Origin of the sequence: Cellulomonas pasadenensis (assembly GCF_047229365.1) — a bacterium.
In the GTDB taxonomy this organism is placed as follows: domain Bacteria; phylum Actinomycetota; class Actinomycetes; order Actinomycetales; family Cellulomonadaceae; genus Cellulomonas.
Map to the genome: position 1 here is coordinate 1 of NZ_JBFTEP010000153.1, position 7,959 is coordinate 7,959.

Here is a 7,959-nt window from a genome sequence, read left to right on the forward strand (position 1 = left end):
CCCGCAGACCGGGGCGCTGCCCGCGGTGGTCACCCGCGCGGGCGCGGGCGCGGCGCCCGTCCCCGTCGCCGGCGCCGCCGTGCTCCTCGTCGTCGACACCGGGCAGCGCGAGCTCGTCCCGCTGGGCGCCGCGGTCGTGCTCGGCCGCTCGCCCGAGGCCGTCGTCGCCGGCGACCGCCCCGTGGTCCTCCAGGACCCCGAGAGCACCGTCTCGCGGCGCCACCTGCGCCTCGAGCACACGCGCGACGGCGTCCGGGTGACCGACCTCGGCTCCGCCAACGGCACCGCCGTGCTCGGCGACGACGGCGAGGTCACCGTCCTGCCGCCGCGCACGACCGTCCAGCTCACCGAGGGGGACCGGGTGCGCGTCGGCCGCCGCGTGTTCACCGTCTCGTCCGTCGTCCCGGAGGCCTGACCCCGTGCCCGGTTCCCGCCTCGCCCCGCCCCGCGTGCCGTCGGGCAGCGTGACGCTCCAGCCGCCGCCCGAGCTCGCGGCCGCCGACGACACGTCGTCGATGCTCACGTCCCTGCTGCCGATGCTCGGCTCCGTGGGCGCGATCGTCATGGTGACGATCTCGAACGCCGGTCCGACCGGCTTCCTCACGGGCGGCATGTTCCTGCTGTCGTCGCTCGGCTTCGTCGCGGCCAACGGCTGGCGGCAGCGCTCGCAGCGCGCCGCGCAGCTGCTCGACGCCCGCCGCGAGTACCTCGCGTACCTGACCGAGCTGCGCACGACCGTGCGGACGGCCGCGCGGCAGCAGCGTCGCGCGGCGCACTGGCAGTATCCGGCCCCGTCGACGCTGCCCTTCCTCGCGGAGGAGCGCACGCGCGTGTGGGAGCGCGGCTCGCACGACGCCGACTTCCTCGACGTGCGCCTGGGCGTCGCCGGCCAGCCGGCGGCCCTCGTCCTCGAGGCGCCCGAGCTGCCGCCGCTCGCGCAGCTCGACCCCGTCGCGGCGTCCGCGGCGCACCGCTTCATGCTCACGCACGAGGAGGTGCCGGAGCTGCCGTTCGGCGTCCGGCTGGACGGCTGGTCGCGGCTCGAGGTCACGGGTCCGGAGGACGACGTGCGGGCGCTCGCGCGTGCGGTCGTCATCGGGGCGGCGGCGCTGCACCACCCCGAGGACCTCGTCGTCGCGGTCGTCGCCGACGAGTCGTCGCTGGCCCGCTGGGAGTGGGTGAAGTGGCTGCCGCACGCGCACTCGCGGCGCGTGCAGGACGGCGCCGGGCCCGCGCGCATGGTCGTCGGGTCGTTCGCGGCCCTCGACGACCTGCTGCCCGCCGACCTCGGCCAGCGGCCGCGGTTCGCGCCCGGCGGCGACCAGACCCCGCACGTGCTCGTCGTCGTCGACGGCGTCCCGCTGCACGGCGCGCACCCCGCGCTGCGCGAGGGCGGCGTGCAGGGCGTCACGGTGCTCGACCTGCCGGCGCGCTGGGGCGCGCTCGAGGACGAGACGGCCGCGCGCGTCGCGCTCAGCCGGGTGGGGGAGCGGCTCACGGCGGAGCTCGTGCAGGCCCGCGGTGCCGGTGCGGCGTTCACCCCGGACGCGTGCACCGAGGTCGAGGCGGAGGCCACGGCCCGACGGCTCATGCCGCTGTACTCCGGGCCGGCGGCGGTCGAGGCGCGCGGGTCCGCGCAGGAGGAGCTGGTCGACCTGCTCGGCCTGCCCGACGTGCGGGACGTCGACCTCGACGTGGCCTGGCGGGGGCGCCTCGAGCGCGACCGGCTGCGGGTGCCGATCGGCCAGGACACGGCGGGCGCGCCGCTCGTGCTCGACCTCAAGGAGTCCGCCCAGCAGGGCATGGGCCCGCACGGCGTGCTCATCGGCGCCACCGGCTCCGGCAAGTCGGAGGTGCTGCGCACGCTCGTGCTCGCACTGGCGCTGACGCACTCGCCGGAGGAGCTCAACTTCGTCCTCGTCGACTTCAAGGGTGGTGCGACGTTCGCCGGCATGGCCGGGATGCCGCACGTGTCGGCGATCATCACGAACCTCTCGGACGAGCTCTCGCTGGTCGACCGGTTCCAGGACGCCCTGACCGGTGAGATGACGCGGCGCCAGGAGCTGCTGCGCGCGGCGGGCAACTTCGCGAACGTCGGCGACTACGAGAAGGCCCGCCGCGGCGGGCGCACCGACCTCGCGCCGCTGCCCGCGCTGCTCGTCGTCGTCGACGAGTTCTCGGAGCTGCTGTCGGCCAAGCCGGAGTTCGTGGACAGCTTCGTCGCGATCGGCCGCGTCGGCCGCTCGCTGCACGTGCACCTGCTGATCGCCTCGCAGCGCCTCGAGGAGGGGCGCCTGCGCGGGCTCGACACCTACCTGTCCTACCGCATCGGCCTGCGGACGTTCTCCGGCGCCGAGTCGCGCGCCGTGCTCGGCGTGCCGGACGCGGTGGACCTGCCGCGCGAGCCGGGCGTCGGCTACCTCAAGGTCGGCACCGAGGGCATGACGCAGTTCAAGGCGGCGTACGTCTCCGGGCGCCCGCCGCGCCGCGCCGAGATCACGCGCCGGGCCGACGGCGGCGGCGTGCGCGCCGTCACGTCGTTCACGGCGGCGCCCGTGGCCGCGCCGGTCGAGCCGGAGCAGGTCGAGGTGCTCGACGCGGCGACAGTGGCCGCCGAGGGCCGCGACGACCGCGTGACGTTCGACATCGCGGTCGACCGCATGACCGGCCGCGGGCCGCAGGCGCACAAGGTGTGGCTGCCGCCGCTGGAGACCCCGGACCCGCTCGACGAGCTGCTGGGCGACCTGGCGCCGGACCCGGCGCTGGGCCTGGTGAGCCGCCGCTGGCGCGAGGCGGGCACCATGACCGTGCCCGTGGGCGTCGTCGACGTGCCGCTCGAGCAGCGCCGCGAGCCGCTCGTCGTGTCGCTGTCCGGCTCGGCGGGGCACATGGCGGTCGTCGGCCGCCCGGTGTCCGGCAAGAGCACGCTGCTGCGCTCGACGGTCGTCGCGCTGTCGCTGACGCGCACGCCGCTCGAGGTGCAGTTCTACGTCCTCGACTTCGGCGGCGGCACGTTCATCGGCCTGCGCGACCTGCCGCACGTGTCGGGCGTCGCCACGCGCACCGAGGCAGAGGCCGTGCGCCGCACGGTCGCCGAGGTCGCGGGCGTCGTCGACCGCCGCGAGCAGTACTTCCGCGAGCAGGGCATCGACTCGATCGAGACGTACCGCGCCCGCCGGGCCGCCGGTACGGCGGACGACGGCTGGGGCGACGTGTTCCTCGTCGTCGACGGCTGGGGCACGCTGCGCGGCGAGTTCGAGGCGCTCGAGGCGACCGTGCAGTCGATCGCCGCGCGCGGCCTCTCGTACGGCGTGCACGTCATGGTCTCGGCGACCCGCTGGATGGAGATCCGCCCGCAGGTCAAGGACCTCATCGGCACCCGGCTCGAGCTGCGGCTCGGCGACGCCGGTGACTCCGAGGTCGACCGCCGCGCGGCCGCCAACGTGCCCGCGTCCATGCCGGGCCGCGGCCTCACGCCGACCAAGCTGCACATGCTCGGCGCGCTGCCGCGGATCGACGGCTCGGGCGACCCGTCGACGCTGGCCGACGGCGTCGCGGACCTCGTGGCCCGCACCCGGGCGGCCTGGCGCGGACCCGCCGGCCCGCGCCTGCGCCTGCTGCCGACGATGCTCCCGCTCGACGAGCTCCGCGCCGCCGCGGGGCCCGACGACCGGCGCATCCTGCTCGGCGTCGACGAGGACGCGCTCGCGCCGTTCGGGCTGGACCCGGCCGACGAGCCGCACCTGTTCCTGTACGGCGAGTCGGACGCCGGCAAGACGTCGCTGCTGCGCACGTTCGCGGCCGAGGTCCAGCGGCTCTACACGCCGCAGGAGGCCAAGATCTTCGTCGTCGACTACCGGCGCGCGCTCCTCGGCGAGATCCCGCAGGAGTACCTCGGCGCGTACCTGACGACGGCCGAGATGACGCAGGGCGGCATGGAGGACCTCGCGGCGTTCTTCCGGACCCGCGTGCCGGGTCCGGACGTCACCCCCGAGCAGCTGCGCACGCGGTCGTGGTGGAAGGGCGCCGAGGGCTTCGTCCTCGTCGACGACTACGACCTCGTCGCGACGTCGCAGGGCAACCCGATGCTGCCGATCGTCCCGCTGCTGGCGCAGGCCGCCGACCTGGGTCTGCACGTGGTCGTCGCCCGGCACACCGGTGGCGCGAGCCGCGCCGCGTACGACCAGGTGCTCCAGCGCCTGAGCGACCTCGGCACGACCGGCATCCTGCTGTCCGGCAACCCCGACGAGGGTCAGCTCATCGGCCGCGTCAAGGCGGTGCAGGCCCCCCCGGGGCGCGTGCAGGTGGTGAGCCGCGACCGCGGGCTGTTCCAGGGGCAGCTCGCGTTCCAGCCGTCGCGGCACGGCTGACCGCGCCCGCCGGGCGCCGCGCGCGTCCGGTGGGCGGCCTGTCGGTGGCGTGCGCCAGGATGAGCGGGTGGACGACGCGCGTGCAGCAACCGGCGAGGGTGTGACCAGCGGAGGCGTGACCAGCGAGGACCTGACCAGCGAGGGTCTGACCGGCGACGACGTGGCCGGGGGCGCGGCGACCGGCGTCCCGCCGGTGCCGGCGTCGGCCGAGGTGCGGCGCCGCTGGACCGAGCTCGCGGCGTCCCTCGAGGCCGACCAGTTCGCGTACTACCTGCGCGACGCGCCCACGTCGTCCGACGCGGACTACGACGCCCGCATGCGGGAGCTCGCCGCGCTCGAGGACGCCCACCCGGACCTGCGGACCCCCGACTCGCCGACGCAGCGGGTGGGCGGCACGTTCTCGACGGAGTTCGGCGCGGTCGACCACGTCGAGCGGATGCTCTCGCTGGACAACGTCTTCTCGGCCGAGGAGCTGAGCGCGTGGGCGGACCGCGTCGTGCGGGACCTCGAGACGCAGGACGTGCACTGGCTGTGCGAGCTCAAGATCGACGGCCTCGCGATCGCGCTGCTGTACGAGCGGGGCCGGTTGGTGCGCGCCGCCACGCGCGGCGACGGGCGCACGGGCGAGGACGTGACGCTCAACGTCCGCACCATCTCGACCATCCCGCACGTGCTCGCGGGCGACCCGGCGACGCACCCCGAGCTCATCGAGGTGCGCGGCGAGATCTTCTTCCCGGTACAGGCCTTCGAGGAGCTCAATGCCGCCCAGGTGGCGGCCGGCAAGGCGCCGTTCGCCAACCCGCGCAACGCGGCGGCGGGCTCGCTGCGGCAGAAGGACCCGCGCGTGACCGCGTCGCGCCGGCTGCGCATGTACGCGCACGGCATCGGCGCGCTGCGGGGCGGACCGGAGATCACGCGGCAGTCGCAGGTGTACGACCTGCTCGCCGGGTGGGGCGTGCCGGTCTCCCCGCACACCCGCGTGCTCGACGCGTTCGGCGACGTGCAGGCCTTCGTCGCGCACCACGGCGAGCACCGGCACGACGTCGAGCACGAGATCGACGGGGTCGTCGTCAAGGTCGACGAGCGGTCGTCGCAGCGCCGCCTCGGCGCGACCAGCCGCGCGCCGCGCTGGGCGATCGCCTACAAGTACCCGCCGGAGGAGGTGAACACCCGCCTGCTGGCGATCGAGGTCGGCATCGGCCGCACGGGGCGGGCGACGCCGTTCGGCGTCATGGAGCCCGTGGTGGTGTCCGGGTCGACGGTGCGGCAGGCGACGCTGCACAACCAGGAGGTCGTGGCCGCCAAGGGCGTGCGGGTCGGCGACATGGTCGTGCTGCGCAAGGCCGGCGACGTCATCCCGGAGATCGTCGGTCCCGCGCCCGCCGCACCGGACGACGACGTCGAGCGCGTGACGTGGCACATGCCGACGGACTGCCCCGAGTGCGGCACGCCCCTGCGGCCGATGCGCGAGGGCGACATCGACCTGCGCTGCCCGAACGCGCGCTCGTGCCCGGCGCAGGTGCGCGGGCGGGTGGAGCACATCGGCTCCCGCGGCGGTCTCGACGTGGAGGCGCTCGGCGAGGTGACGGCCGCCGCGCTCACGCAGCCCGAGGTGCCCGCGGACCCGCCCGTGCCCAACGAGGCGTACCTCTTCGACCTCGTCGGCTACGCCCTGGACGCGCCCGCGGACGAGGTCGCGCGCGTGCGCGAGCGCAGCACCGCGCTGCTCGCGCAGGTCGAGGTCGTCGTGCGCGACCCGGAGACGGGCCTGCCGCGCGAGGACGAGGACGGGCGCGTGCGCCGCCGCGCGCCGTTCCGCCGCACGCTCAAGCACACGAAGGCCGCGCAGGCGGCGGCCGCTGCCGAGGGACGCACGCTGCCGGACTGGGAGCCGTCGGAGTCGGCGCGCACGCTGCTCGACCAGCTCGACGCCGCGAAGACCAAGGACCTGTGGCGCGTGCTCGTGTCGCTGTCGATCCGCAACGTCGGGCCGACAGCCGCTCGCGCGCTGGCCACCCGGTTCGGCTCGATGGCGGCGCTGCGCGCGGTCGTCGAGGGCGACCCCGCGCAGGCCGTCACGGACCTGTCGCAGGTGGAGGGCATCGGGCCCGTCATCGCCGAGTCGCTCGTGCAGTGGTTCACCGGTCCGGAGGGGGACTGGCACCGGGAGGTCGTCGACCGGTGGACGGCCGCCGGGGTGCGGATGCGCGACGAGCGGGACGCGTCGATGACGCCCACGCTCGGGGGGCTCACGGTCGTCGTCACGGGCTCGCTCGAGGGGTTCAGCCGCGACGGCGCCAAGGAGGCGATCATCGCGCGCGGCGGCAAGGCGTCGGGTTCCGTCTCCAAGAAGACGGACTACGTCGTGGTGGGGGAGAACGCCGGCACCAAGGAGGCGAAGGCGCTCGAGCTGGGGCTGCGCATCCTCGACGAGGCCGGGTTCGTCGCGCTGCTGGCCGGTGGTCCGGCGGCCGTCGGCGACGTCCCCGAGGCCGCGGAGGGCGAGGGGCCGGACCCGGACGCCGGTGACGCACCCGACGCGTGACCGGGGGCGGGCGCTCGGCCGTGCGGGTGACGTCCGGCGTCCGGGGGCTGGGCGGATCGTCCGGACCATCCGGTCGTCGGTAACCTCCGTGACCATGACGGTTCCCGGTGGCGGCTTCGAGACGGAGGCCCTCGTGGCCCGCATCGAGCAGCAGGTGGCCCAGGCGCAGGAGACGGCCCGCCGCGCGGAGCAGGTGCGCGACCGGTTCGAGCAGGTGCGCGGCCAGGCGAGCTCGCCTCGCGGCGAGGTCCGCGTGACCGTCGAGACGACGGGCCGGATCACCGCCCTGGACCTGCACGAGGACGCGCTGCGCCTCGACCCCCGCGACCTGTCCGCGCTGATCCTCGAGACCGTCGGCGCCGCGCAGCGGCAGGCCGCCACGGAGTCGATCGCCCTCGTCGAGGGGACGTTCGGGGCGGAGTCCGGCGTGGCGACGAACCTGCGCGCCGAGCTGGCGCGCATGACGCCGCCGGAGGACCCGCGCACGCAGCGCGACGAGATCCGGTGGACGTGACGCCCGTCCGGCGCACGACACCGCAGCCGACACCGCGCCCGACGCACCGAGGGGGAGCATGAGCCAGGACCGGATCGTCCTCGACAGCGACGTCGTCACCGCGCACGTCGGCCGCGTGCGGTCGGTGTCCGCGGACATCGGCACCGCGCACTCCGCGGCCGCCGGCCTGAATCTCGGCGGCGGCGCGTTCGGCATCCTCTGCGCCGTCCTCGTGCCGCCCGCGGTGGCCGTCTCGCAGGCGGCGTTGAACGCGATCCAGGAGGCACAGGACCTCGTCGACCGCAGCGCCGACCAGATCGCCGCGGTCGTCGCCGACTTCGCGGCGCTCGAGGAGCAGATCCGCGGGGAGCTGGAGCCGATCTCCGCCGCGGTGCAGGCCGTCCCCGACCGGTGACGGCGAACCCGTTGGTGGCGCCGGTCGTCGACACGTCGACGCCGTTCCAGGGGGCGTTTCTGCTGGAGTCGGGTGAGGCGCTGGTCTCGGCGATCCAGAACGAGTCGTGGGTCGAGGGCGGTCTTGCGGCGTTCTC

Annotated in this window: 5 protein-coding genes; all 5 read left to right on the forward strand. The window is 75.5% G+C overall.

From position 1 onward, the window contains the following. Positions 1 to 415: FHA domain-containing protein (locus AB6N23_RS15995; protein ID WP_412866988.1), on the forward strand; the 415-nt coding region annotated here is incomplete at its 5' end. Positions 416 to 464: 49 nt separating this feature from the next. After that, positions 465 to 4,370 (forward strand): type VII secretion protein EccCa, encoded by a 3,906-nt coding sequence (gene eccCa, locus AB6N23_RS16000; protein WP_412866989.1) that lies wholly within the window; start codon positions 465 to 467, stop codon positions 4,368 to 4,370. 115 nt (positions 4,371 to 4,485) lie between these two features. Next, positions 4,486 to 6,915 carry an NAD-dependent DNA ligase LigA gene (gene ligA, locus AB6N23_RS16005; protein ID WP_412866990.1) on the forward strand — a complete coding sequence of 810 codons (2,430 nt, stop codon included), beginning with the start codon at positions 4,486 to 4,488 and terminating at the stop codon, positions 6,913 to 6,915. Positions 6,916 to 7,009: 94 nt separating this feature from the next. Then, a complete protein-coding gene (locus AB6N23_RS16010) occupies positions 7,010 to 7,429 on the forward strand; it encodes a YbaB/EbfC family nucleoid-associated protein (RefSeq protein WP_412866991.1) in 420 nt (139 codons plus the stop codon). 58 nt (positions 7,430 to 7,487) lie between these two features. Beyond that, positions 7,488 to 7,823 carry a hypothetical protein gene (locus AB6N23_RS16015; protein WP_412866992.1) on the forward strand — a complete coding sequence of 112 codons (336 nt, stop codon included), beginning with the start codon at positions 7,488 to 7,490 and terminating at the stop codon, positions 7,821 to 7,823. The last annotated feature ends 136 nt before the right edge of the window (positions 7,824 to 7,959 follow it).